Raw genomic sequence first — 22,349 nt, 5'->3', positions numbered from 1 at the left:
TCAGGACGCTGCGTGCAACGCGGCCCCTGCCATGGCAGAACTGCCCAGATCGCTCTTTTCCAGCGACTGCCCGGACTCGACGGCCTTGGCCCATGCTTCGGTGGGAGCAACGGCGGCCCAGTTGGAATTCAACAACGCCATCAACGTGGTGTGAACGGTCTTGGCGTCCACGGTTCCGGCGTTGTTGCTGAGGTTGATGGCTCCCGTGGCATCTGAGAGTACTTCAGTGGCGAAGCCGAGGAATTCTGCTTCAACGGCTGAGGCCAGGATGCAGTTGTTTGTCATGTAACCCACCAAGGTGACGGTGTCGACGTCGTGCTCCCGCAGCCATGCGGCGACATCCGTGCCGGCGTAGACCGAACCGTACTGCTTGACCACCTTTTTCCATGAACCGGTTCGGCGGGCTTCCACCTCGGGGTGCAGCTCGTATTCCGCTGTGCCCGGGGCGAAGACGGGTGCGCCTTCACCTTCGCTGTGCTGGATTGCCGCAATGGGGATGCCGGCTGCAGTTGCGGCCTCGATGGCCTTCACGATCATCGGAAGAGACTCTTGGTGCTGCGGGTACTGAATTTCCAGCGGGCCGCTGAAGTACTGCTGCTGGAAATCGACGAGGACGAGGGCGCGGCGGGGTGTGCTCATGGTGTTCTCCCGTAGTGGTTGCTGGGGCGACATTCGGTTGTCCCTTTCATCATTCGTCCCTTGCCCGCCGGGCACCAGTGGCACGAATGCCCATATACGATTGATTCGGGCCAAAGCGTAAGGGAAGATCAGTATGAAGATCGCGGTGTATGCATTCAACGGCGTCACAATGTTCCATCTGGCCGTGCCGCAAATGGTGTTCGACGAGGTCTCACGCCAGGGCCTGGCCGAGTGGAATACCGTCCTGTTCTCTGACCGCTCGGGCCACATCCAAACGACCGAGGGCTACATGTTGGGGGAGGTCCAAGGCCCCTCGACGGCGGTACACGCCGACGTCGTAGTGGTGCCGTCCTGGTTCGACGACGAACGCGAGCCCGGCGAAGTCCTCAGCAACGTCCTCCGGGAAGCCCATGGCAGGGGCGCAACCATAGTGGGTTTGTGTTTGGGAGCGATCCCCGTTGCCGACGCCGGTCTCCTGAACGGACGATCTGCCGTGACCCACTGGCAAGCCTTTGATTCCCTCGCTGTCCGGCACCCCGATGTCTCCCTCGACCAAACAGTGCTCTACATCGATCACGGCGACGTCCTGACGTCTGCTGGCACAGCGTCCGGACTCGATGCGTGCCTGCACGTTGTGAGAGGCCGTTTGGGAGCGGAAGCAGCCAACCAAGTGGCGCGAAGCCTGGTCATCGCCCCGCACCGTGAAGGTGGGCAGGCCCAGTACATCGAGCATCCCCTTCCGCCGCGAGCTGAGGGGGACCCGATGGCCCGTTTGCTTGAGTGGACGTTGGGTCGGCTGAGAGAGCCGCTCAGCATTGACCGGCTCGCGGCCCAGGCCCACATGAGCCGGCGAACTTTCCTGCGCGCCTTCCGCGCCTCAACCGGGACCACGCCGTCGGCCTGGATACGCACTCGCCGCCTGGATGCGGCCCGCCGCCTGTTGGAAACCACCGATTTGTCTGTTGACCAGGTTGCGGCCGACTGCGGGTTCGGCAGCTCCGTGACCCTCAGGCAGAACTTTGCCAGCGCCTTTGCCACCTCACCCACGGACTACCGGCGCCGGTTTACCGCCTGATCTCTTACACGCCCCGGACCCCCAGCCAAAAATCACTCGTTTCGGGTGAGACGGGGTGAATACTGGGTGGTGCAGGGTGGAGTCAGCCCGTGGTGTGCGGGCAGTCCTGCAATCCTGCAGAGATGGAGACGGTTCCATGGCCGAAGCGGACGACGTCGACTACACCCTTCAGCTCGAGGCGGACAATGTCCTGTTACTGGCTTGGGACCCGGGTGTCAGAATTGAAGCCGGCAACGCCCGGGCTGCCGTGGACGCTGTCAACGAGTTCGCTGCCGGTAGTCGCTATCCCTTGCTGGTCAGGATGGCCAACGCGAGCCACTTGAGTCGCGCCGCACGTGACGTTTTCATCGAGCCCTGTGCGGCCTCCAGAATCGCGTTGCTGGGTGAAAATCCTGTTGACCGCATACTCGTCGACTACCAACTGGCCGCCCAGCCCGCGCCCTGCCCCACGAGGTTCTTTACCTCCGAAGCCGAGGCAATGACTTGGCTCTTGGAACCGGAGCAGCAGGCTATCGATCCGCATCAGGGCCGTGCAGTTGAGTGAGAACACCGTGACGCTCTATACCTCTAACAGGAGGTGTGGAATCATCGGCGAATGGACCAATATCTGTGGGTGTTGAAACAAGATCAACTTGATTTGATTCGCGAATTGGAGCCAGCAAGACTTGAGCTCCTCGACGAGGAAGGCCTGCTCCAACTCCATAAACGGGTGCGGAAGGCCCGGAACAAATACACCACCAACTATCGACGCAAAGCGGCAGACGAAGTGCTGGAAGCCGGTGGTCGCGGAGCCGCCGCCAACAAGTCGGACAAAGCGCGTGCCCGGGCCCTGGTGTTCGAGGAAGCACTCTCCATAGTGAGCACAGAACTCGCCAGGGTGGCTCACGAGGCGGCAGAAGAACTCAAGGATGAGAGACTGGAACGCGCCGGCGCCGACAAGTCCACCGGGCCGGAGAGCTCCGGAACCGGCACCAAATCCACTACCACTTCGGGCCGGACCCGGTCTCACCAGAAGACCACCGGCGGAGTAAAGCGGGACGCTTCCAGCCGTTCGCAAGGTGCCCAGCGCCAAGCCAAAAAGGACGCCCGCTAGATCCTTTGCCCCGCCGAGGTGGCACTTAGTGACAATCGCGACGCGGAACATTGTCATTAAATGCCACCTCGGCGGGCGGACTCGACGCGCCGGGAGGAATCTTGAGGGAATCTTGAGATGACCCGGCGTCCTTCTTGAGGACCCCGTCCGATGGTTGAAACATCAGCCAATCAGCTGACGGGAACTTCCAGGAAGGACCACCGAAATGACTGACCAGATCTCCGCCAAGTCCGTGACTGCCGGCGCCGCCCACACCAAGTCCGAAGCCCTCACAGGTGCCCCGGACGCCGCGGGCCACGCTGGGGAAACCGTTGGCCAGACCCGTGCAGTGGTGACCGTCCGTGAGCAGTTCAACCCCCTTGGCGCGGGGCTCAGGAGCATCTGGCCGCAGTCGGTCGTCGGCTTCTAGGGCGCCAAGCTTTCACTAGGGCAGGCACCTCGTTATTCGGGCGAGTACCTGCCCGACGCCGTTTAAGGGACGATGGAGTCCAGCGCGAAAATAAGGAGGCTTGCCATCAAGGAAGAGATGAGAAAGGCCGCTGATGTGGCCGAGGAAGCCGCGAATTCGCAGGCTTTCGCAGCTGTTGCCCGGGCCGGTTATGCCGTGAGCGGGCTCCTGCACCTGCTCATTGGCGTCATAGCGATCCAACTCGCGGTGGGCCGCGGCGGCGAGGCTGATGTCAGCGGCGCTGTGACCGAGTTGGCCAACAAACCAGCCGGGCCCCTCCTGCTCTGGGCCTGCTTTGGAGCCTGTGCGGCGTTGGCTTTATGGCAACTGGGAAATGCCATCCTCGGCTACCGAATCGCCTCTGACAACAAACTGACCAAGCGGTTATCGGCTTTAGGCCAGGCCTTGGTGTTCGCTGCGTTGGCGGCCACCATCATTTCTTTCGTAGTGGGGCAGGGCCAGAACAGTCGGGAGTCCAGCAGCGACTTCACCGTCACTCTTATGAAGGCGCCGTTCGGGGTCTTCTTGCTGATCGCCATCGGCGCCGGCGTCGCGATTACCGGCGTCGTCTTCGCTGTGAGGGGTTTTCGTCGAAAGTTCACCAAGGACCTATCCCTTTCACCCAACCCGGGCGTGCACAAGTTCCAACTCTGGGTTGGCATAGTGGGTTACATCGCCAAGGGGATCGCCCTCTTCCTGGTGGGGCTGTTGGTGGTCATCGCCGCGGTTCGCGCGCAGCCCGAGCAATCAACGGGCCTTGATGGAAGTTTGAAAGCCTTGAAGGAGCAGCCCTATGGCCCGTACTTGTTGGCCGCCGTCGCACTGGGGCTCATCGCCTACGGGTTGTTCCTTATGGTCAAAGCGAGGACCCTCCGGACCTAGTCCTGACTGCGTTTAGGAGCTCGGGTGTACGGGTACAGGGCAAAAGTACCGTGGAGTGAATAAAGCACCGTGCCGTGCAATCTGAAAAGGGGCAGAACCATGACTCAAGGTGATCCGAACCAGACTGACAAGCCGCAAACCGACGGGAACCGTCTCACCTCCCCACCGTCAGACCCCCGCCGCGGGTACCACTCGGGCGAATTCCCCCAGCAGGAGCAGGAACAGCCGGGCCTCACCAAACCACTGGATCCGCAACCGGACCATGGCGAGAAGAGTTATGTGGGGCACGGACGCCTGCAGGGTAAGACCGCGTTGATCACCGGCGGTGACTCCGGCATCGGCGCTGCGGTAGCCATTGCCTACGCGCGCGAGGGCGCCAACGTGGCCATTAGTTATCTTCCGGAGGAAGAGGAAGATGCGCAGTCGACGGCGGATTGGATCCGTGAGTGCGGAGCGCAAGCCCTGCTGTTGCCCGGTGATGCGCGGGATGAAGGCTTCGCGGCGGAGATTGTGCAACGTACAGTGCAGGAGCTTGGTGGGCTCAACGTGGTGGTTTTGAACGCGGCTTACCAGAAGAACCGCGAAGGCCTGGAAACCATACCCACGGAGGAGTTCGACCGTGTCTTCAAAACCAATCTGTACTCGCTGATCTGGACGGCGCAGGCAGCCATTCCGCATCTCCGGCCGGGCGCCTCGATCATTGTCACGGCATCCATCCAGGCGTTTAATCCGTCCGCCCAGTTGATCGACTATGCCATGACCAAAGCGGCCCAGGTGGCCTTCACCAAGGCCATGGCCGAGGAACTCGGGCCCAAGGGGATCCGCGTCAATGCAGTGGCGCCTGGCCCTATCTGGACTCCACTGATCCCAGCCACCGAATGGCCGGACAAGCTCCCCACCTTTGGGCAGGACACACCCCTGGGTCGTGCCGGCCAGCCTGCCGAGCTGGCGCCAGCCTACGTGTTGCTGGCGTCCGATGAAGGTTCCTATATTTCGGGAGCAGTCCTTCCCGTCACGGGCGGGAAGGGACTCTGATCTCTGCCCGGGCGGATTGTTGAGGTTTAGGTTTAGGGAGTACAACGATGATCGCTGTGTTGGTGATCGACATGCAGAACGCCTACTTCGAGGACCCTGCTCTCAAGAGGCGCCAGGAAGAAATTGTTGCTGCCTGCAATTCGTTGACCAGCGCAGCGCTCCAAGCCGGGTCCAAAGTGCTCCTGGTAGGAACAGTGCATGAACGGGACAAATCCACATGGAGCCTGAACATGCTCGACGATGATCAGGGATTTATCTTCAGGGGCAGTGAGCAGGCCGAGTTCGTTCCCGGACTGCTCACTGCCGATCATCCCCGGCTGGTCAAGACCCGGGACAGCGCCTTTTTCGGTACAGATCTTGCCATGCGCCTGAGGAACTGGGGCGTCGACACCGTCATTCTTGCCGGCATTTCAGCCCATAACTGCATCGCCCAAACGGCCGCTGACGCCTTTGCCCACAACATCAAGGTGATTTATGCGGCCGAGGCCATTGGGACAGAGAACGCGGAAGCCGCAGAGTCCGTACTGCGGGTCCTCACCCGTGAATACCGGCAGAACGTGTTGCCCTTGGATGAAATTCGGCAGCTTCTGGGATCAGCTCCCTCAGCGTAGTTCTTCCCTTTCAATGGGGATCCACAGTTGCCCGCGGCCATGCGTGCCGCCGGGTTCCACCTGGACGCTGAGCATTTCCGGACCCGGTGCCCACCTGTAGGGGTTGGCAGGAAACCATTCCGTGGCGGCATCAGCCCACATACCCTGCAGGACTTCCGGGAACTTTCCCTCGGCTTCAAAGACCACCCACAGGCCGGCCGGGACCTCCATGGACTCGAAACCTTCCGGGACCGGTTTCGTAGAGGCTACTGCGTGCCAGTAGTCCAGTTCGCTTCCCTCGATGCGCTGCTCTTCGATGTTGTCAGTGACTGATAGCGGGCCTGCGGGATCCATGTCCGCAATCTTCAACAATTGCTTGGTGACAGCGGGGTCCAGTCCTCGCTGGAAGTCGATGATGGCTTGATTGGGTCCCTCGTGGACCAAAGGGACACGGGCTTTCAGGCCTATGAGGCGGAAAGCAGGTTGATCTTCTATGCGGTGCTTCATGTCGGCGTTTCCTTCAACTCGGAGGTGGAACCTCAATTGAGGTTGGGAATGGAGAACCGCGCCCGGCAGTCGTGCCTCAGAGGGGCTCAACCCGTGCAGGGCTTTGAACGCACGGGTGAATGCCTCTGCCGATCCGTACCCATAGCGGACGGCAACGTTCAGCACAGTCCCGCCCTCGAGGATTTCCGCAGTGGCTGCCGTCAGGCGCCGCCTGCGGATGTACTCAGATATGGGCAGGCCAGCCAGGGAGGAAAACATCCGGCGGAAGTGGTACTCGGAGGTCAGGGCAGCACGAGCCAAAACACCTACCTCGATATCCGAGGTGAGGTCTTGCTCGATGAGCTCTATGGCCCGATTCCAACCCTGCATCATGCCTCCGTCTTGCACCCGGTGCTCCATCCTTTTCATCGACGCTACGCGGACTTCCGAGTCGATGCCCCAACAATCCATGCCCGAAAATATCAGGCCACACAATGTATGAACCCGCACAACGCAAGAACCCGGAGACTGCATCTGCAGTTCTCCGGGTTCTTGGCTGTATTCAGTTGTTACGGTCGACTGGAGCCTGAAGCTTCTTCGTCCGGTTCGGAGGAGAAGGGTCGGTCCTCAGGGATGTCTTCCGTGTTCTTTTCATCCAGTTCGGCGTCAGCCGAAGGTACCGTCTTCTCGGCGTAGTCACCTTCGGTATAGTCGCCTCCGGCATCTTCCTTCAGTGTCTCCGGGGACACACCTGTGTCTCCGTAGTCGCCTTCGGAATACTGGCCTTCGAGTTCGTCGCCGTTGGCGTCGCGGTTCTGGTTGTTAGCCATGGTGGGTCCTGCGGTTGGTGACCAGGCCGTAGATCAGCAGCACAATGATGGAGCCGCCGATAGCCAGGAGCCATGTGGTGAGGGAGAAGAATTCCTGCAGGCCCGTGTTAAAGATGAGCCCGCCGATCCAGCCACCCAGGAGTGCGCCGACGACGCCCAACAGGAGGGTGACCAGCCAGCCGCCACCCTGGCGGCCGGGAAGAATAAGCTTTGCGATAGCGCCGGCCAAAAGACCGAGCAGAAGAAAACCAAAGAAACCCATTTTTGCTCCTACTTTCTTGTTGATGGAAATTCCATGAACGTGATGAAGCGAGTATGTTCATCGGGTGCCTGTTCCAAGGTGTAGGCACCGTAATGGGGCCCCTGGAGGCCCTATGGAATGTGGGGATTGGAACTATTTATGCAACCCCGATGAATTTATGAAATGCAGCCAATAAAGCACTCCTGCCGATTGGGTCGGACTCGGTACTACATCAGCAACGCTAGCGGCTCCCGGGGCAAGTAGCAAGTAACCTGACTATTAGTCAGCCCTTGCTTGCGGGCCCCGAATGCTGCGGATTCGCGGTCTAGTGGCCCTTGAGGGAGTCTTTGGCTCCTTGAGCTGCGTCCTTGACTTTCTCGCCGGACTGCTTGAGGTTTGCCTCAGATTGTTCGCCGACGCCCTCGGCCTGCAGGTTCCTGTCGCCGGTGGTTTCGCCGGTCTTTTCCTTGACCTTGCCGCCTGCTTCTTCGGCGGCATTATTAATCTTGTCACCCAGTCCCATGGTTTCACTCCTCGGGTTTCATGCGGCTACTTCCTGCGGTTATCCGCTGGTTGGCATAACAGTTTAGTCGAATGTTTTATTTCGGCAAATCACTATTAACCGGCCTGCAATCAATGGGCAGGTGACACGGCATGCCCGGCAGGGATAGTGTCAAGGAATAACACCTCGGAAGGAGTGATTGCTGTGAAAGGCAAAGCATTGTTCGCCGTCGGCGTGGCTGTCGGCTACGTATGGGGATCGAAGTCCTGGCCGGAGGTGTACCGGCGGGTCCGCGGAGGCACCGAGAAGCTTTGGAAGAACCCTGAGGTTCAAGAGAACGTGCACCAGGCCACGGAAGCAGTCCAGGAATCCGTGCCGGACGTTCTGGACAATCTGTATGAGGCCGGCAAGAAGTTGCTGGAAAAGGCAGAAGCGATGTTCCCTGGCATCACTTCCCCCAAGGCGGGTCAGCATACTGACTCCTCTTCCAGCAGCAAGCCCACCGTCACCACCGTCCCTACTATCAAGTCGGACGTGGTGTCCGACCCTGCCTTGGATGACGCCACGGGAAGTGACTGGACAGGCGAGGGCGGCGCTGCGCCGGAAGGTCCGGCGACCAACACGCCGCCCAAGGCCTGAACTCTCCTCACTGAGGGCAGCCGCGTCGGGTAAGTGCCGCCGTCGGAGGTCTATTTGGCGCGTTCGACCGCCGTCAGGATCGCCTCACCCAGCTCTTTGGGTTTGGTGAACTGAGGCCAATGTCCGGTGGGGAGGTCGAGGTACTCGACGTCCCGGATCCTGGCCAGTTCTGCCGTGAACGGGTGCCCGGCATCCATCCACTCCTTGAGAAGCGACGACGGGAACTGGCAGGCGATGATCGTGGCCGGTACGTCGTAGCGCCGGATGTCGCTCAGGTGTTGCTGGTCGAAGGCAACGCCCTTGGGCTCCGGGATGGCCCGTACCCGGAACGCGTCCTTGAGGTCGTCAGTCAGGTCTACGAGGTCTTCTTCCTCGAACAACTCCCATGGCGGCAGCGGGACGTCGTCGCCGTCGTCGGGCAGTTCGTCATTGATGACCCCGCCCTCACCGAGTGGTCCGCTGTCAACGTAAATGGCGCGGGCCACTCGGTCCGGGCGGGCATCTGCTACGCCATGGATGATGGCGCCGCCACCTGAATGGCCCACCAGGATGACCTTGCCGTCGAGGGAGTCTACTTTCGCCACCACGGCGTCGATGTGGGTGCGAAGGCCGATGCCCGCGCGTGATGCGTCCACCGACTCCAGCCCCGGCAGCGTCAGCGGATGAACCGTGTGGCCGGCTGCTTCCAGCGGTGGCGTCACCTCCTCCCACGACGACGCGTCCAACCAGAAACCGGGTACAAGGATGATGTCCATGCCGGTGCCCTACGGGAGCCCACCGACAGTTTGTAAGGGCAGCTAGCTCCTCACCGCCAGCGTCTCCACTGCCTTCGCCAGGATCTTGGCGCGCGACTCCGTGGAGCGAGCTTTTAACACCTGCAAAATGATGAGGTAGCGCTCTGTCTTGCCCAGATTTTCAAAGGTTTCCTTGGCGGCCCGGTTTCCGGCGAGTGCGGCCTGCAGGTCCTCCGGAACCTCTGCGTTGGCTTGCGAAACGTAGGCGGCTTCCCAGCGGCCATCAGCTTTGGCTGCATCTATTTCGGCGTACCCGGCAGGTTGCATGCGTCGTGCCCGTATCAGTGCTTCCACTTTGCCCACGTTCACTTGGGACCACGAGCTTCGGGCCCGACGTCGGGAGTACCTTTGCAGGAATGTCTTGTCGTCGTGGCCCTTGCGTTGGCCGTCGATCCAGCCGAAACAGAGGGCGCCGTCCAAGGCTTCCTGTATCTCAATGAGTCCGGCGCCCGAGTTCTTTTTCCCGATGACAAGCCAGGCTTCGGCCTTGGTGTTGTGGTTCGCGGAGAGCCAGTCTTCCCACTCCGCGCCGCTGGCAAATCTCAGCAGCTCCGGCTCACTCTTCTGCTCCATGCTGCTACCTCCCCACTGCTCCTGGTTCAAGTACCAGCATCCCCCAAGTAGGTAGCAGCAGAGGCCGTGTTGGACGCTCAAAACGCCTCAGCTGCTACTTAGTTGGGTTTTGGGGAGGGGGTTGACGCAGATCACGTTTCCGGTCCATAGTTATCGTATACGATTTCGTACTTGATGCAGCTTGAGGAAGAGGAGGCGCCGTGACACTGGAGTTCCGGACTCAGGAAGTCAGCCAGGAGATGCTGGCCCGGACGCGCAAAGTCATTGCGGTCCACATCAACTACCCCAGCCGCGCGGCCCAGCGCGGGCGTACTCCCGAGCAGCCGTCCTACTTCCTGAAGCCTTCCTCGTCGCTGGCAATCGGCTCCACGGATGCTCCCGGAACGGTTGAGCGCCCGGCCGGCTGCGAACTCCTCGGCTACGAGGGCGAGATCGCGTTGGTGATCGGCAAGACCGCCCGCCGTGTCGGGTTGGAGGATGCCTGGAGCCACGTCGAGTGGGTTACCGCGTCCAACGACCTCGGTGTCTACGATCTCCGTTACGCAGACAAGGGATCCAATGTCCGGTCCAAGGGCGGCGACGGCTTCACTCCCGTTGGCCCGGCACTCATTCCTGCCGACGCCGTCGACCCCACCGATTTGCGGATCCGCACCTGGCATAACGGTGACCTGGTCCAGGACGATACCACCGGGGACCTGCTCTTCCCGTTCGCACAACTCGTCGCGGACCTCTCCCAGCTGCTCACGCTCGAAGAGGGCGACATCATCCTCACCGGCACCCCGGCCGGCGCCTCGGTAGCCAAGCCGGGCGACGTCGTCGAGATTGAGGTCACCGGAGGTGATTTCAGCAGCGGCCGCCTGGCCACCAAAGTAACGGAAGGCACGACGCCGTTCGCGGACTTTGGTGCCCGTCCCAAGACCGATGACACCCAGCGGGAAGAGGCGTATGGATCGCGGGAGGCGGCTGGTCTGGAGGCTGCAGGACCGGAGGCTGCTTCCGTCCTGACGCCGGAGCTGAAGGCGAAGCTGGAGTCTGTCGCCACCGCCACATTGTCGTCCCAGCTCCGTAAGCGCGGGCTGAACAATGTGAGCATTGACGGCTTGCAGGCCACCCGCCCGGACCGTAAGGTGGTGGGCCTGGCCCGGACCCTGCGCTACGTACCCAACCGCGAGGATCTCTTCAAGACCCATGGCGGCGGTTTCAATGCCCAGAAGCGCGCCATCGACGCCGTGAACGACGGCGAAATCCTGGTCATGGAAGCCCGCGGCGAGAAAGGCACCGGCACCGTGGGGGACATCCTGGCACTGCGTGCCCAGGTCCGCGGAGCTGCTGCCATCATCACTGACGGCGGTGTCCGCGACTACTCCGCGGTGGCTGACCTGGAGATGCCCACCTACTTCGCCAACCCCCACCCGGCAGTGCTGGGACGCCGCCACATTCCGTGGGACACCGACATCACCATCGCATGCGGCGGCGCGACCGTTCAGCCGGGCGACATCATCGTGGCCGACTCGGACGGCATCCTGGTGATCCCGCCGGCCATTGCCGAGGAACTGGTGGACGACTGCATCCAGCAGGAAAAGGAAGAGACGTTCATCTTCCAGATGGTCCAGGAAGGCAACAGCGTTGATGGGCTGTACCCGATGAACAAGGAATGGCAGGCACGCTACACGGAATGGTCGGCCAGCCAAAGCCCGGAAGGAGCCTCAGGTGACTGAAACCGCCGTCGGAAGTCCTGCCCTGAAAGCTAATCCCGAAAGCAAGTCCCAACAGGCGTATGCCGCCGTGAAGGCGCGCATCGTGGAAGGCGCGTACACCCCGGGGTACCGGCTGGTGCTCGCGAAGATCGCCGAGGACCTGGGCTTCAGTGTGGTGCCGGTCCGGGAGGCGATCCGCCGGCTTGAGGCCGAAGGGCTGGTCAAGTTCGAGCGGAACGTGGGCGCCACGGTGGCCGGAATCGATCCCACCGAATACCTGTACACGATGCAGACGCTGAGCATCGTGGAGGGCGCGGCCACCGCGTTGTCGGCACCGCTGATCGATTCGGTAGCCGTCGCCCGTGCTCGTGCGGTGAACGAGGAAATGCGGGAGTGCCTGGAGCACTTCGATCCCGTCCGCTTCACCGCGCTGAACCAGGACTTCCACAGCGTCCTTTTTGAGCACTGCCCCAATCCGCACATTCTTGACCTGGTGCATCGGGGATGGAACCGGCTGGCCTCGCTTCGTTCGTCGACTTTCCGGTTCGTTCCCGGCCGCGCGCAGGAGTCGGTGCGCGAACACGAGGCCTTGCTGCAGCTTATTGAGGGCGCTGCAGACGCCGACACCATCGAAAAAGCAGCCCGCCAGCACCGCGCAGCCACCCTGGACGCCTACCTGGCCCAAGCCAAACAGTAACCACCAGCCACTGATCACTAGTTAGGACTTCAACGATGACGACCTCCGTAGAGACCGCCAAGCACTACATTCCCGAGAACCTTCCGTCCCATATCCAGCACTTCATCAACGGCGAGTTCGTTGATTCGGTATCCGGCAAGACCTTCGACGTCCTGGACCCGGTATCGAACGGCAACTACGCCACCGCTGCTGCCGGCCAGAAAGAAGATATCGACCTCGCCGTCGCCGCGGCCCGCGAAGCATTCGTCAATGGTCCGTGGCCGAAGATGAAGCCGCGTGAGCGTGCCCGGGTGCTGAACAAGATCGCCGACGCCGTGGAAGCCCAGGAGGCCCGCCTCGCCGAACTCGAAACCTTCGATACCGGCCTGCCGATCACCCAGGCCAAGGGCCAGGCGCTGCGCGCTGCCGAGAACTTCCGCTTCTTCGCGGACCTGATCGTGGCCCAGTTCGACGACGCCATGAAGGTCCCGGGCTCGCAGATCAACTACGTGAACCGCAAGCCCATCGGCGTCGCTGGCCTGATCACGCCGTGGAACACCCCGTTCATGCTGGAGTCTTGGAAGCTCGCCCCGGCTTTGGCCACCGGTAACACCGTGGTCCTCAAGCCGGCCGAGTTCACGCCACTTTCAGCCTCGCTCTGGGCTCAGATCTTCGAGGACGCCGGCCTCCCTGACGGTGTGTTCAACCTGGTCAACGGCCTGGGTGAAGAAGCCGGCGATGCCCTGGTGAAGCACCCGGACGTGCCGCTGATCTCCTTCACCGGTGAGACCACCACGGGCCAAACGATCTTCCGCAACGCAGCCGCCAACCTCAAGGGCCTGTCCATGGAGCTCGGCGGCAAGTCACCGTGCGTCGTGTTCGCTGACGCCGACCTGGACGCCGCCATCGACTCGGCACTGTTCGGTGTGTTCTCCCTCAACGGCGAACGCTGCACCGCCGGCTCCCGCATCCTGGTTGAGCGCGCCATTTACGACGAATTCTGCGAAAAGTACGCCGCCCGGGCCAAGAACATCGTGGTGGGCGATCCCCACGATCCCAAGACCCAGGTAGGTGCCCTGGTTCATCCCGAGCACTACCGGAAGGTGGCCTCTTACGTGGAGATCGGCAAGTCGGAGGGTCGGCTCCTGGCCGGCGGAGGCCGACCCGCCCACCTGCCTGAAGGCAACTACATCGCACCCACGGTGTTTGCCGACGTCGCGCCTGACGCGCGGATCTTCCAAGAGGAGATCTTCGGTCCCGTCGTGGCCATCACGCCCTTCGAGAACGACGACGAAGCCCTCGCCTTGGCCAACAACACCAAGTACGGCCTGGCGGCCTACATCTGGACCCAGAACCTCACCCGGGCCCACAACTTCTCCCAGAACGTGGAGGCCGGCATGGTGTGGCTCAACAGCCACAACGTCCGCGATCTGCGTACTCCGTTCGGGGGCGTCAAGGCCTCCGGTCTTGGTCATGAGGGCGGCTACCGTTCCATCGACTTCTACACCGATCAGCAAGCCGTGCACATCACGCTCGGCTCCGTCCACACGCCCAAGTTCGGCGCCTAGTACCCGACTAGGTCGCAATAGTGCGCGTTTTGAGTCTCCAAAACGGCATCTACTGCTACTCAGTTGGGTTCCCACACCACCCTTTCAACGAAGAGAGACCATCATGAGCACCCCCTTCAGCGGCCCCATCCCCACTCCCGCAGTCCCGGCTCCGGACATCGTCCGCTGCGCCTACCTGGAACTCGTGGTCACGGATCTGGCCAAATCCCGCGCGTTCTACGTGGACCTTCTGGGCCTGCACGTCACCGAGGAAGATGAGAACACCATCTACCTGCGCTCCTTCGAGGAGTTCATCCACCACAACCTGGTCCTCCGCAAAGGCCCGGTCGCAGCAGCCGCAGCGTTCGCGTACCGTGTGAAGTCCCCGGCCGAGGTGGACGCCGCCGAGGCGTACTACCGCGAGTTGGGCTGCCGGGTTGAGCGCCGCAAGGAAGGCTTCACCAAAGGTGTGGGCGACTCCGTCCGCGTGGAGGACCCGCTGGGCTTCCCGTACGAGTTCTTCTACGACGTTGAGCACGTCGAACGCCTCACCCAGCGCTACGACCTCTACTCCGCCGGAGAACTCGTCCGCCTGGACCACTTCAACCAGGTGACCCCTGACGTCCCGCGTGGCCGCAAGTACCTGGAGGACCTCGGCTTCCGCGTCTCGGAAGACATCAAGGATTCCGACGGCGTCACGTACGCCGCGTGGATGCACCGCAAGCAGACTGTGCACGACACCGCGCTGACCGGTGGCAACGGACCCCGCCTGCACCACATCGCGTTCTCCACGCACGAGAAGCACAACATCATCCAGATCTGCGACAAGATGGGCGCCCTGCGCATCTCCGACCGCATCGAACGCGGCCCCGGACGCCACGGTGTGTCCAACGCTTTCTATCTCTACATCCTTGACCCGGACGGCCACCGCGTAGAGATCTACACCCAGGACTACTACACGGGTGATCCGGACAACCCCACCGTCACCTGGGACGTCCACGACAACCAGCGCCGCGACTGGTGGGGCAACCCGGTGGTCCCGTCCTGGTACACCGAAGCCTCCCTGGTCCTTGACCTCGACGGCAACCCGCAACCCGTGATCGAGCGTACCGACGCCTCGGAAATGGCTGTCACCGTGGGCGCCGACGGATTCTCCTACACTCGTCCGGATGGCGCATCCGGCGAGGCTGCCGAGGGTTTCAAACTGGGAGCGCAGGTCTAAAGCCATGCTGGACGCGAAAACGATCGAAGCCATTGCCGACGAACTGCTCGAGGCCGGACGCAACCGCAAGCCGGTACCGCGCCTCACCGCCCGCTACCCGGACATGACGGTGGAGGATTCCTACGCCGTGCAGCAGTTGTGGATGCGGCGGAACGAGGAAGCGGGGCGCACGTTGGTGGGGCGTAAGATCGGCCTCACGTCCAAGGCCATGCAGGCCGCCACGGGCATCACGGAGCCGGACTACGGCGCCATTTTTGATGACATGGTCCTGGAGACCGGATGCTCCGTGGAATGGGATAAGTACACCCATCCCCGGGTTGAGGTGGAGCTGGCATTCGTGCTCAAGTCAGGCCTCAAAGGACCGGGCTGCACCATTTTCGATGTCCTCAACGCCACCGACTACGTGGTTCCGGCCCTCGAAATCCTGGACTCCAGGATCGAGATGGAGGGCCGGACCATCGTGGACACCATCTCGGACAACGCCGCGATGGGCGCCATGGTGGTGGGTGGCCGCCCGGTGCGACCCGACGCCGTCGACCTCCGCTGGGTCTCCGCCATCCTGTACAAAAACCAGACAGTGGAAGAGACCGGAGTGGCTGCCGGAGTGCTCGATCATCCGGCCAACGGAGTGCATTGGCTGGCCAACAAGATCGCTGCACACGGGGACTCAATGAAAGCCGGAGATATCATCCTCGCGGGCTCGTTTACACGCCCCTTATGGGTGTACAAAGGTGATACCGTACACGCAGACTACGGACCGTTGGGAGTTGTGACATGTCACTTCAGCTGAGCCCCACCTTCTATTCGGCCCTTGGTGACGCGGGGCGTCCGCTGGCGGGCATGTGGGTGTGTTCCGGAAGTCCGCTGGTTGCAGAGATCTGTGCCGGCTCGGGTTTGGACTGGCTGCTGATTGACGCAGAGCATAGCCCGAACGGCCTCGAATCCATCGTGGCACAGCTTCATGCCGTGAGCGGCTACCCTCTGCAGGTCATGGTCCGGCCTCCCGTGAATGACACGGTGGTAATCAAGCAGTATTTGGACCTCGGCGTGCAGAACCTGCTGATCCCCATGGTGAACTCAGCCTTTGAGGCAGCCACCGCCGTTGCCGCTGTTCGTTATCCGCCGCTTGGCGTCCGTGGTGTTGGCTCGGCACTTGCCCGAGCCTCGCGTTGGAACCGCGTCCCGGACTACTTGGCCAACGCCTCCGACTCGATCAGCCTCACCGTTCAGATCGAGTCCGAGGCCGCGGCATCCGCCGTTGAGGAGATCCTTGCCGTCGATGGCGTTGACGGCATCTTCCTTGGTCCCTCGGACCTCGCCGCTTCAATGGGCCTGCTGGGACAGCAGGAGAATCCCCTGGTGAGGGCCGTCGTCGAGCATTGCCTTGCAGCCGCGAAAGCAGCCGGAAAACCGGCTGGCGTAAACGCCTTCAATGAGGCAACTGCCCGCGCATACCTCGACGCTGGTGCCTCCTTTGTACTGGTCGGCGCCGATGTCGCTGTGCTTGCCCGCGCTTCCGAGGGCTTCGCATCAACGTTCATTCCGGTGCCTGAAACGGCTGAGCGCGAAAGCTACTGAGCCAGTTGCGCGGGCTAGTTGGCCGATGACTTCTTGCGGGCCATGTACCACTCCGTGAATTCGCGGGCGCGACCGTCCTCGGCGAAACGGATAACCCAGAGGTTGTCATAGGTGGGCTCGCCATTCAGGTACGTGGTGAGGCCCTGGACGAACACGGTGTCACCATCCTGTCCGAGCAGCGTCCATTCGAAGGTCCAGTCCTCGGGCTTGTCGCCGGCGTCTGCCCAGGCTTTGACGATCTCGTCGTGGCCGCCCCATTGTTTTTCGGTGTTCGGCCGATCGGAATAGACGGCATCTTCGGTAAACAGGGCACGGATATCGTCGGGGTCATTCGAGGTCCACGCGCGTACGTACTGATCCATCCAAGAGTTCACGTCGTTGGTCATTTATCCGTTCTACCCTCCGATGGCCTGGGGTTCAACGGTGGCTTGCGCTGTTTGCCCAACGTTCCTGCTTGGTTGGCGGGCTGGTTACACGCCGCCAACCTGCGGGAACGCACGACGCCGGGTGGTTTAGTCCTCGTCCAGGGTTTCCGTGAGGTGGTGCGTGGGAATGCGGTCGCGATCGTACGTAATCTCCGTGTAGCCGTGCGGCTGGGGGCGGCCATCGGCGCCGAGATTCACGAAGACAATTTCCTCGATGGTGAGGATCGCCTCCCGGGTGATCATATTGCGGACCTCGGCCCGCATGGTCAGGGACGTGCGTCCGAAGCGTTTCGCCGTCAGGCCCATCTCCACCAAGTCGCCCTGGACCGCGGAGCTCACAAAGTTGATCTCGGAAATGTACTTGGTGACGGCGCGGCCGTTGCCCAGTTGGAGGATGGCGTAGATCGCAGCCTCTTCATCGATCCACTTAAGCAGGCTGCCACCAAAGAGTGTGCCGTTGGCGTTAAGGTCCTCGGGCCGCACCCATTTGCGGGTGCGAAAGGTGATGTCTGCTTTTTCCATAATCCGAGATTATCGAACCGGCGCAACCTTCGCTTGATATTGCGCCCGTGACCTAGGCCATTGCAGTGTGCGACGCGCTGTGTGAGTCGATCCGCTTGGAATAGCAATACGACTCGCTAACGCCAACGTAGGGACCAAAATTTGGCACGGCGGCAAACCCCGCACTTTCGTAGAAACTCCGCCCATCCGACTGGGCCGATCCTGCCTCAGCCGCGATCACACTGAACCCGTGGGAATGAGCCTGCGCTTCGAGCGCTGCGAGGATCGAGCTCGCCACTCCCGAGCCCCGGGCATAGGGGACAACGTAAAGCCGCTTGATCTCGGCGGTCTTCTCGTCCAGCATTCTCAGGCCGCCGCAGCCGAGAGGTTGGCCGGAGCACTTCTCGTAGGCCACAACGAATACTGCGGTGTCGGCCTCCGACGGCGGGGGCCCGGGCTCGTGATCAGTGGTTCCGAACCTGGCATCGAGTTCTGCCTGCTGTGCGGCGCGGAGGTCTGCGCCCACGGGGTTCGCCCAAGTTACCTGCCGGATGTTGAGCCGTGGGTTGGTCTGCATCTTGCCTCATTTCGCCGGGTTTCGGGGAGGTGTCTATGCGTCTTAAGCCTAGGGAACTGTGGTTACCGCGGTGTTTCCTGCGCGTAAGCGTCGGGAGAAATGCAGGCAGTTCCCCCCCTTTGTGAGGCCCGCTCGGCGCCCTCCGGAGTGGGTTTTGCGTGCAAAGCAGGCCCCGCAACGTACCGGAGCCCTGCAACATCCCTGAATCACGCAACGTCGCTGAATGGGCCAAGCCGGATCAGGGCTGAAGTGCCTCGCCCGTGGGATCCTCGGCCGTTTGGTCTGCCAGCGCCATGCCTCCAACCGGGATCTGGTCCCAATGCAGTACGCGCCATCCGCCTTCGGGATCGCCCTCCAGGGCCACAATCCCGGTGTTGGGGAGTTGATGGGTTTCTGCGAACACCGTATCTATGTCCGTTGCCCTGCGTCCTGCCCAGCAGCGGATTGCGGCACCGTGGCTGACGATGGCCGCTGTGGAGTGTCCAGCTTGGGCAACTTTCCGTACTGAAGCATCAAACCTGGCGAAGAAGTCGTGGCCGCTGAATGCTCCGGGCATGCGCACATCCAAGTCGCCGTCTGTCCAAGCGAAGACTGTGCTCATGTAGCGGAGGTGGGATTCGTGGTCGGTTTTCTTCTCCAGAGCCCCTGCCTCAATTTCATGGACGCCGTCCAGAATTGTCGGCTCCAATCCGGTGGCCTTCGCCAAAGGCGCGACGGTCCGGCGGGTGCGCAGCAACGTCGAGGTGTACAGGGCTTCGATGGCTTCGTCAGCCAAGGCCTCAGGCAGTGCGGCCGCTTGTCGTTCGCCGAGCTCTGTGAGCCCTGGCCCCGGGAATGCTGTGTCCAACTGGCCTGCGACGTTGCCGGGTGTCTGTCCGTGCCTGATCAACAGGAGCTTCATGCGTGCTCCGCTCCTTACGTTGGTAACTGTTCCGCGATTTGTGGTGAGGAAACACAATTCTGTTCATCAGCTTAAACGCCGACGGCGGACCGAGGCACTCAGCCCCGGCCCGCCGTCGTCGAGCATTCTGTCCTACCTGCAGGTGATCCTTACTGAAGGTGGTCCACCAGTTTGTCCGCGATGCCCGTGTACTTGCCCGGCGTAAGGGCGAGCAGGCGTGCCTCGGCGTCGGGGGAGAGGCCAAGACCCTGGACGAATTCCTGCATCCGGGCGCCGTCCACGCGCTGGCCGCGGGTCAGGTCCTTGAGTCGTTCGTACGGGTTTTCCATACCTTCGACGCCGGCGATGGCTTCGGCGCGCATGACCATCTGGATTGCTTCGCCCAGTACTTCCCAGTTGGTGTTGAGGTCACCGGCGAGGACTTCCTCTGCGACGTCCAGGGCCTTCAGGCCCTTGGCTACGTTGGAGATCGCGAGCAGCGAGTGGCCGAAGGCAACGCCGATGTTCCGCTGCGAGGAGGAGTCCGTGAGGTCGCGCTGCCAACGCGAGGTGACCAGTGTGGCGCCCAAGGTGTCCAGGAGCCCGTTGGAAATTTCCAGGTTGGCTTCGGCGTTCTCGAAGCGGATCGGGTTGACCTTGTGCGGCATCGTGGAGGAACCCGTGGCCCCGGCGACCGGGATCTGGCGGAAGTAACCGATTGAGATGTAGCTCCAGATGTCCGTGCAGACGTTGTGCAGGATGCGGTTGAAGCGTGCGATGTCGGCGTAAAGCTCTGCCTGCCAGTCGTGGCTTTCGATCTGCGTGGTGAGCGGGTTCCAAGTGAGGCCCAGGCCTTCCACGAATGTCTTGGCGACAGCTTCCCAGTCAGCACCAGGGACGGAAGCGACGTGCGCGGCGTAGGTGCCGGTGGCGCCGTTGATCTTACCGAGGTATTCCGTCTTTGCAATGCGCGCCAGTTGGCGGTTCAAGCGGTGCGCTATGACAGCAAGTTCCTTGCCAAGCGTGGTGGGCGTTGCAGGCTGGCCGTGGGTGCGGGACAGCATGGGCACCGAGCGGTTTGCTTCGGCCATGGCTTCGATCTGCTTCACGAGGGCGGTGGCGTTGGGCAGCCATACGTTCTCCACGGCACCCTTGATACCCACAGCGTAGGAGAGGTTGTTGATGTCCTCGGAGGTGCACCCGAAATGCACCATGGCGGTGAGGTTCTCGATGCCAATGGCCGGCAGTCGGCGGCCGATGTAGTACTCAACAGCCTTGACGTCGTGGACGGTGACGGCTTCGATCTCGGCGAGTTCGTTGACAGAGGCGGCATCGAATTCATTAACGATGGCACGCAACTGGGCCACTTGCTCGTCGGACAGCGGCCCCGCGCCGGGCAGTACGGACTGGCTGGTCAGGTGGATGAGCCATTCAACTTCGACGTGAACGCGATCGCGGTTAAGCGCAGCCTCGGACAAGTAGTCAACGAGGGGCGCGACGGCGGCGCGGTAGCGGCCATCAAGGGCGCCAAGGGCGAGAGGTTCGGAAGCGAGGGACACTCGGGTGGATTCAGCCATGTCGACTATTCTTTCATGCTCCGTGCAGGGGTCGGGAGTCGATGACAAGCCTATGTGGACGGCTGATCGGGTTATCCACATAGCCGACGGCGGCACTTCCGTTGGGTTCGGCCGCTGCGTAGCGTCGACCCTACCGATCAGCAGAACAATCAACGGAGTACACAGACGATGAGCGTCGGCTTGATGCCTGCACCCAACCCGCCTACTTTTGATCCCTTGGAATGTGCTTCCCGAAGCCACGAAGTCCAAAGGCTCGCTTGGCGGATGCAAGCGTGCGTAGACCAAGTGGACCAGGTTCTCACGTCCCTGCGGAGAGCGCAGGTGGATGACTGGCTTTCTCCCGCGGGACGGGCCTACCGGACCACCCTTGCCCTGCATGCTTCAGCGCTGATGCGTGCGCGTGAGTCGGTGGAAGCTTCCGTTGCCATGGTGCTCCGACACTCTCAAAACGTCTCCGTCTCAGGCGAACGGGGTCCGTAATGGCAGATGCAGCTCCCGTCGGGGCCGGCACAGCACCACAGCCCTCTCGCCCAGCCAGTGACGGAATCCTCGCTATCAGGGGAGGGGTGGGCGGAATGTCCTTTCAGCTCGAGGAGCTCCTGAGGGGTGCGGGCAAGCTTGACGAACTGGTCCAGCAGCTCCTGGACATCGAAGAAGAAGCGCGTCAGGTTCAAGACTGCCTGGAACCCTTTCTCTACGATTCCTATGACACTGGCTGTAACGCCCTCAACGCTGTGGCCGAGAGCCGGAAGGAAGTGGGAAAGGTTCGCCAGGAATTGGTGGAGATCAGTGGAAGTGTGCGGGCCAGCCACAGGGACTATGTGGAAGCGGAGGCCAAGAACGCCAGGCCGCGACTCCCGGCCTTTGACGAGATGAAATTGGCCTGGCCGCCGACGCGGGACACGAGTAATTACCTGGCAGGTGCAGTTTTTCCTTATTGGACGAGTTCAGGGGGCGTCGCTCGCGGCGTCCTTGAATCGCCTCTCCGTCCGGACCTGCGGCCAAGACCCGTGAGTGTTGAAAGAGTGGACGAATCGGTGGCGGACGTGGATCCGTCCATGGCGGAAAGCCTCCGTCGTCTCGAGAGGCTCCACGCCCGCAACAGCGGAGAAATTGAAGTGATCCGCTTTGACAACAACGGCTCTGCTTCATGGATGGTGCTGATCCCTGGAACCCAGCCTGATTCACCCCCTACCAATCCATTCGACATTCAAGGAATAGGTGAAGCACTGGGCTACGACTCCGAAGAAGTTGTCCCGGCTGTTGGCGCGGCACTGCGTGAAGCCGGGGCTGAAGCGGGCGATCAAGTGGTGGCAGTGGGACACAGTCAGGGAGGTGTTCACGCCATGAACCTCAGCCGGGACAAGGCGTTTCTCAGCGAATTCGATCTCAAGTATGTGCTGACGGCCGGGGCACCTGTCGGCGGCATCACCGCTGAGCCCGGCATCAGTTCACTCCATTTGGAGCAGGTCCAAGACTGGGTTCCAGGAGCAGACGGCCGGGTCAACGCCGATACTAAGGACAGGGTGACGGTCACGCTGACCAATGAAGTCAAGACACCCGAAGGGGAAAATCCCGGCATCGGTCCTGGACACGATCAGGAAAACTACGCTGCCGGAGCGGAACTCGTTGAGGCAAGCCGTGACGAGTCACTAGCGGCATCTACTGCCGCGTTTGCTGGTGTTGTCGGGGCTGGCGGGGCTGGCGGGGTGGCCAAGGTGACGCGGTTCAAGCTGGAAAGAGCGCCGATCCCGGCTCTCCGTCCCGGAACGCCAGCCACTTCCGGATACGAGGGCTGGAGCCGGAACAAGGTAAAGCCCTGAAGAAGGAGGTGACGAGTAC

General features: G+C 61.8%; 28 protein-coding genes. 16 read left to right on the top strand and 12 right to left on the bottom strand.

The features are described from left to right. Nucleotides 1-639: an isochorismatase family protein gene (locus AC6CH8_RS12045; protein WP_498190743.1), complete on the bottom strand. Its 639-nt coding sequence runs from the start codon at nucleotides 637-639 to the stop codon at nucleotides 1-3. A 133-nt stretch (nucleotides 640-772) separates the two neighbouring features. Between AC6CH8_RS12045 and AC6CH8_RS12040 the strand changes: the two genes are divergently transcribed. From AC6CH8_RS12040 to AC6CH8_RS12010, 7 genes are all read left to right on the top strand, one after another. Next, nucleotides 773-1,714 (top strand): GlxA family transcriptional regulator, encoded by a 942-nt coding sequence (locus AC6CH8_RS12040; protein ID WP_420179356.1) that lies wholly within the window; start codon nucleotides 773-775, stop codon nucleotides 1,712-1,714. A gap of 136 nt (nucleotides 1,715-1,850) precedes the next feature. Beyond that, a complete protein-coding gene (locus tag AC6CH8_RS12035; protein ID WP_498190741.1) occupies nucleotides 1,851-2,258 on the top strand; it encodes a DUF7793 family protein in 408 nt (135 codons plus the stop codon). 69 nt (nucleotides 2,259-2,327) lie between these two features. Beyond that, nucleotides 2,328-2,807, top strand: coding sequence for a hypothetical protein (locus tag AC6CH8_RS12030; protein WP_498190739.1), 480 nt, complete (start codon nucleotides 2,328-2,330; stop codon nucleotides 2,805-2,807). A gap of 205 nt (nucleotides 2,808-3,012) precedes the next feature. Beyond that, nucleotides 3,013-3,216 carry a hypothetical protein gene (locus tag AC6CH8_RS12025; protein WP_420179353.1) on the top strand — a complete coding sequence of 68 codons (204 nt, stop codon included), beginning with the start codon at nucleotides 3,013-3,015 and terminating at the stop codon, nucleotides 3,214-3,216. 117 nt (nucleotides 3,217-3,333) lie between these two features. Next, nucleotides 3,334-4,137 (top strand): DUF1206 domain-containing protein, encoded by an 804-nt coding sequence (locus AC6CH8_RS12020; protein ID WP_498190737.1) that lies wholly within the window; start codon nucleotides 3,334-3,336, stop codon nucleotides 4,135-4,137. Nucleotides 4,138-4,236: 99 nt separating this feature from the next. Next, the gene (locus tag AC6CH8_RS12015) at nucleotides 4,237-5,172 is read left to right on the top strand and encodes an SDR family oxidoreductase (protein ID WP_420179351.1); all 936 of its coding nucleotides are present in this window, start codon (nucleotides 4,237-4,239) and stop codon (nucleotides 5,170-5,172) included. Nucleotides 5,173-5,219: 47 nt separating this feature from the next. Continuing rightward, on the top strand, nucleotides 5,220-5,783 hold the full coding sequence (locus AC6CH8_RS12010) for a cysteine hydrolase family protein (protein WP_498190735.1): 564 nt from the start codon (nucleotides 5,220-5,222) through the stop codon (nucleotides 5,781-5,783). On the opposite strand, the gene AC6CH8_RS12005 is transcribed toward AC6CH8_RS12010, so the two are convergent. The 4 genes from AC6CH8_RS12005 to AC6CH8_RS11990 all read right to left on the bottom strand — a co-directional run bounded on the left by AC6CH8_RS12005 (nucleotide 5,775) and on the right by AC6CH8_RS11990 (nucleotide 7,842). Then, nucleotides 5,775-6,656 carry an AraC family transcriptional regulator gene (locus AC6CH8_RS12005; protein ID WP_498190733.1) on the bottom strand — a complete coding sequence of 294 codons (882 nt, stop codon included), beginning with the start codon at nucleotides 6,654-6,656 and terminating at the stop codon, nucleotides 5,775-5,777. The genes AC6CH8_RS12010 and AC6CH8_RS12005 overlap by 9 nt on opposite strands. 161 nt (nucleotides 6,657-6,817) lie before the next feature. Next, nucleotides 6,818-7,078, bottom strand: a complete 261-nt coding sequence (locus tag AC6CH8_RS12000) for a hypothetical protein (RefSeq protein ID WP_498190731.1) — start codon at nucleotides 7,076-7,078, stop codon at nucleotides 6,818-6,820. After that, the gene (locus AC6CH8_RS11995; protein WP_178993727.1) at nucleotides 7,071-7,340 is read right to left on the bottom strand and encodes a GlsB/YeaQ/YmgE family stress response membrane protein; all 270 of its coding nucleotides are present in this window, start codon (nucleotides 7,338-7,340) and stop codon (nucleotides 7,071-7,073) included. Before AC6CH8_RS11995 ends, AC6CH8_RS12000 begins: the two co-directional genes overlap by 8 nt. 304 nt (nucleotides 7,341-7,644) lie before the next feature. After that, nucleotides 7,645-7,842: a CsbD family protein gene (locus AC6CH8_RS11990; protein WP_498190729.1), complete on the bottom strand. Its 198-nt coding sequence runs from the start codon at nucleotides 7,840-7,842 to the stop codon at nucleotides 7,645-7,647. Nucleotides 7,843-8,025: 183 nt separating this feature from the next. Between AC6CH8_RS11990 and AC6CH8_RS11985 the strand changes: the two genes are divergently transcribed. Further along, complete coding sequence (locus AC6CH8_RS11985; protein WP_420179346.1) at nucleotides 8,026-8,460, top strand: hypothetical protein; 435 nt, start codon at nucleotides 8,026-8,028, stop codon at nucleotides 8,458-8,460. A 50-nt stretch (nucleotides 8,461-8,510) separates the two neighbouring features. Here the strand turns inward: AC6CH8_RS11985 and AC6CH8_RS11980 are convergent, their stop codons facing one another. Further along, on the bottom strand, nucleotides 8,511-9,215 hold the full coding sequence (locus tag AC6CH8_RS11980; protein WP_498190727.1) for an alpha/beta fold hydrolase: 705 nt from the start codon (nucleotides 9,213-9,215) through the stop codon (nucleotides 8,511-8,513). Between the two features lie 42 nt (nucleotides 9,216-9,257). Next, nucleotides 9,258-9,827, bottom strand: coding sequence for a YdeI/OmpD-associated family protein (locus AC6CH8_RS11975; RefSeq protein WP_420179344.1), 570 nt, complete (start codon nucleotides 9,825-9,827; stop codon nucleotides 9,258-9,260). A 200-nt stretch (nucleotides 9,828-10,027) separates the two neighbouring features. Here AC6CH8_RS11975 and AC6CH8_RS11970 point away from each other — a divergent pair, with 200 nt between their 5' ends. The 6 genes from AC6CH8_RS11970 (at nucleotide 10,028) to AC6CH8_RS11945 (ending at nucleotide 16,547) form a co-directional block, all read left to right on the top strand. Continuing rightward, nucleotides 10,028-11,545, top strand: a complete 1,518-nt coding sequence (locus tag AC6CH8_RS11970) for a fumarylacetoacetate hydrolase family protein (RefSeq protein ID WP_498190725.1) — start codon at nucleotides 10,028-10,030, stop codon at nucleotides 11,543-11,545. Continuing rightward, nucleotides 11,538-12,221, top strand: coding sequence for a GntR family transcriptional regulator (locus AC6CH8_RS11965; protein ID WP_420179343.1), 684 nt, complete (start codon nucleotides 11,538-11,540; stop codon nucleotides 12,219-12,221). Before AC6CH8_RS11970 ends, AC6CH8_RS11965 begins: the two co-directional genes overlap by 8 nt. Before the next feature lie 35 nt (nucleotides 12,222-12,256). Further along, complete coding sequence (hpaE, locus tag AC6CH8_RS11960) at nucleotides 12,257-13,768, top strand: 5-carboxymethyl-2-hydroxymuconate semialdehyde dehydrogenase (protein WP_498190723.1); 1,512 nt, start codon at nucleotides 12,257-12,259, stop codon at nucleotides 13,766-13,768. A 103-nt stretch (nucleotides 13,769-13,871) separates the two neighbouring features. Next, a complete protein-coding gene (hpaD, locus tag AC6CH8_RS11955; protein WP_498190721.1) occupies nucleotides 13,872-14,969 on the top strand; it encodes a 3,4-dihydroxyphenylacetate 2,3-dioxygenase in 1,098 nt (365 codons plus the stop codon). Nucleotides 14,970-14,973: 4 nt separating this feature from the next. Then, on the top strand, nucleotides 14,974-15,759 hold the full coding sequence (hpaH, locus tag AC6CH8_RS11950; protein WP_018779811.1) for a 2-oxo-hept-4-ene-1,7-dioate hydratase: 786 nt from the start codon (nucleotides 14,974-14,976) through the stop codon (nucleotides 15,757-15,759). Continuing rightward, on the top strand, nucleotides 15,744-16,547 hold the full coding sequence (locus tag AC6CH8_RS11945; RefSeq protein ID WP_498190719.1) for an HpcH/HpaI aldolase family protein: 804 nt from the start codon (nucleotides 15,744-15,746) through the stop codon (nucleotides 16,545-16,547). The genes hpaH and AC6CH8_RS11945 overlap by 16 nt, the downstream gene beginning before the upstream one ends. 14 nt (nucleotides 16,548-16,561) lie before the next feature. Here the strand turns inward: AC6CH8_RS11945 and AC6CH8_RS11940 are convergent, their stop codons facing one another. The 5 genes from AC6CH8_RS11940 to purB all read right to left on the bottom strand — a co-directional run bounded on the left by AC6CH8_RS11940 (nucleotide 16,562) and on the right by purB (nucleotide 20,507). Beyond that, a complete protein-coding gene (locus tag AC6CH8_RS11940; RefSeq protein ID WP_498190717.1) occupies nucleotides 16,562-16,933 on the bottom strand; it encodes a nuclear transport factor 2 family protein in 372 nt (123 codons plus the stop codon). 126 nt (nucleotides 16,934-17,059) lie between these two features. Next, nucleotides 17,060-17,494 carry an acyl-CoA thioesterase gene (locus AC6CH8_RS11935; protein WP_017198826.1) on the bottom strand — a complete coding sequence of 145 codons (435 nt, stop codon included), beginning with the start codon at nucleotides 17,492-17,494 and terminating at the stop codon, nucleotides 17,060-17,062. 52 nt (nucleotides 17,495-17,546) lie between these two features. After that, nucleotides 17,547-18,050 carry a GNAT family N-acetyltransferase gene (locus AC6CH8_RS11930; protein WP_017198825.1) on the bottom strand — a complete coding sequence of 168 codons (504 nt, stop codon included), beginning with the start codon at nucleotides 18,048-18,050 and terminating at the stop codon, nucleotides 17,547-17,549. 238 nt (nucleotides 18,051-18,288) lie between these two features. Then, nucleotides 18,289-18,951 (bottom strand): histidine phosphatase family protein, encoded by a 663-nt coding sequence (locus tag AC6CH8_RS11925; RefSeq protein ID WP_498190714.1) that lies wholly within the window; start codon nucleotides 18,949-18,951, stop codon nucleotides 18,289-18,291. 149 nt (nucleotides 18,952-19,100) lie between these two features. Next, on the bottom strand, nucleotides 19,101-20,507 hold the full coding sequence (purB, locus tag AC6CH8_RS11920) for an adenylosuccinate lyase (protein WP_091463764.1): 1,407 nt from the start codon (nucleotides 20,505-20,507) through the stop codon (nucleotides 19,101-19,103). Between the two features lie 183 nt (nucleotides 20,508-20,690). Here purB and AC6CH8_RS11915 point away from each other — a divergent pair, with 183 nt between their 5' ends. After that, the gene (locus AC6CH8_RS11915; protein ID WP_256870589.1) at nucleotides 20,691-20,987 is read left to right on the top strand and encodes a hypothetical protein; all 297 of its coding nucleotides are present in this window, start codon (nucleotides 20,691-20,693) and stop codon (nucleotides 20,985-20,987) included. A 95-nt stretch (nucleotides 20,988-21,082) separates the two neighbouring features. Further along, on the top strand, nucleotides 21,083-22,330 hold the full coding sequence (locus AC6CH8_RS11910) for a hypothetical protein (RefSeq protein ID WP_498190712.1): 1,248 nt from the start codon (nucleotides 21,083-21,085) through the stop codon (nucleotides 22,328-22,330). Nucleotides 22,331-22,349 lie beyond the last annotated feature (19 nt).

This window comes from Paenarthrobacter sp. GQ52, assembly GCF_059759005.1.
Note: the sequence above shows the minus strand (reverse complement) of the source record. Positions and strands in the feature narration are given on the sequence as shown.

Bases quoted from the DNA above. Each gene is read 5' to 3' on its own strand.
- hpaH (WP_018779811.1), top strand. From the start codon at position 14,974: ATGCTGGACGCGAAAACGATCGAAGCCATTGCCGACGAACTGCTCGAG.
- AC6CH8_RS12025 (WP_420179353.1), top strand. From the start codon at position 3,013: ATGACTGACCAGATCTCCGCCAAGTCCGTGACTGCCGGCGCCGCCCAC.
- AC6CH8_RS11935 (WP_017198826.1), bottom strand. From the start codon at position 17,494: ATGGAAAAAGCAGACATCACCTTTCGCACCCGCAAATGGGTGCGGCCC.
- AC6CH8_RS12000 (WP_498190731.1), bottom strand. From the start codon at position 7,078: ATGGCTAACAACCAGAACCGCGACGCCAACGGCGACGAACTCGAAGGC.
- AC6CH8_RS12020 (WP_498190737.1), top strand. From the start codon at position 3,334: ATGAGAAAGGCCGCTGATGTGGCCGAGGAAGCCGCGAATTCGCAGGCT.
- AC6CH8_RS12045 (WP_498190743.1), bottom strand. From the start codon at position 639: ATGAGCACACCCCGCCGCGCCCTCGTCCTCGTCGATTTCCAGCAGCAG.
- AC6CH8_RS11980 (WP_498190727.1), bottom strand. From the start codon at position 9,215: ATGGACATCATCCTTGTACCCGGTTTCTGGTTGGACGCGTCGTCGTGG.
- AC6CH8_RS11990 (WP_498190729.1), bottom strand. From the start codon at position 7,842: ATGGGACTGGGTGACAAGATTAATAATGCCGCCGAAGAAGCAGGCGGC.
- purB (WP_091463764.1), bottom strand. From the start codon at position 20,507: ATGGCTGAATCCACCCGAGTGTCCCTCGCTTCCGAACCTCTCGCCCTT.
- hpaD (WP_498190721.1), top strand. From the start codon at position 13,872: ATGAGCACCCCCTTCAGCGGCCCCATCCCCACTCCCGCAGTCCCGGCT.
- AC6CH8_RS11910 (WP_498190712.1), top strand. From the start codon at position 21,083: ATGTCCTTTCAGCTCGAGGAGCTCCTGAGGGGTGCGGGCAAGCTTGAC.
- AC6CH8_RS11915 (WP_256870589.1), top strand. From the start codon at position 20,691: ATGCCTGCACCCAACCCGCCTACTTTTGATCCCTTGGAATGTGCTTCC.
- AC6CH8_RS11930 (WP_017198825.1), bottom strand. From the start codon at position 18,050: ATGCAGACCAACCCACGGCTCAACATCCGGCAGGTAACTTGGGCGAAC.
- AC6CH8_RS11940 (WP_498190717.1), bottom strand. From the start codon at position 16,933: ATGACCAACGACGTGAACTCTTGGATGGATCAGTACGTACGCGCGTGG.
- AC6CH8_RS12035 (WP_498190741.1), top strand. From the start codon at position 1,851: ATGGCCGAAGCGGACGACGTCGACTACACCCTTCAGCTCGAGGCGGAC.
- AC6CH8_RS12015 (WP_420179351.1), top strand. From the start codon at position 4,237: ATGACTCAAGGTGATCCGAACCAGACTGACAAGCCGCAAACCGACGGG.
- AC6CH8_RS11945 (WP_498190719.1), top strand. From the start codon at position 15,744: ATGTCACTTCAGCTGAGCCCCACCTTCTATTCGGCCCTTGGTGACGCG.
- AC6CH8_RS12010 (WP_498190735.1), top strand. From the start codon at position 5,220: ATGATCGCTGTGTTGGTGATCGACATGCAGAACGCCTACTTCGAGGAC.
- AC6CH8_RS11925 (WP_498190714.1), bottom strand. From the start codon at position 18,951: ATGAAGCTCCTGTTGATCAGGCACGGACAGACACCCGGCAACGTCGCA.
- AC6CH8_RS12040 (WP_420179356.1), top strand. From the start codon at position 773: ATGAAGATCGCGGTGTATGCATTCAACGGCGTCACAATGTTCCATCTG.
- AC6CH8_RS11975 (WP_420179344.1), bottom strand. From the start codon at position 9,827: ATGGAGCAGAAGAGTGAGCCGGAGCTGCTGAGATTTGCCAGCGGCGCG.
- AC6CH8_RS11995 (WP_178993727.1), bottom strand. From the start codon at position 7,340: ATGGGTTTCTTTGGTTTTCTTCTGCTCGGTCTTTTGGCCGGCGCTATC.
- hpaE (WP_498190723.1), top strand. From the start codon at position 12,257: ATGACGACCTCCGTAGAGACCGCCAAGCACTACATTCCCGAGAACCTT.